The sequence below is a fragment of the Rhodoferax ferrireducens genome (assembly GCF_003347515.1).
GTDB lineage: Bacteria > Pseudomonadota > Gammaproteobacteria > Burkholderiales > Burkholderiaceae_C > Rhodoferax.
The window spans coordinates 1-255 of record NZ_QEII01000042.1; the positions used below are offsets into that span (position 1 = coordinate 1).

At 69.4% G+C, this 255-nt stretch carries 1 pseudogene; it reads left to right on the plus strand.

Going from position 1 to position 255, the window contains the following annotated elements:
- Nucleotides 1-255 (plus strand): annotated as a pseudogene (locus C5P05_RS00160) (efflux RND transporter periplasmic adaptor subunit); the annotation flags it as partial.

Here is a 255-nt window from a genome sequence, read left to right on the forward strand (position 1 = left end):
GTGCAGGCCAGCCAGGCCGGGCGCATCGAAGCCGGGCCCAAGGGCCTGCCGACGCTGGGCCAGAAGGTGCTGAGGGGGCAGGTGCTGCTCCGGCTGCGGCCGGTGGTCGGCAGCCTGGAGCGCGGCAGCCAGCGCGCCACCCTGGCTGAACTGGAGTCGCAGTTGGCCATTGCCGAACGCAAGGTAGCGCGCTATGCGGAACTCGAAGGTTCGGTGCCGCAGAAAGAGATTGAGGCCGCCCGTTTTGAGCTGACC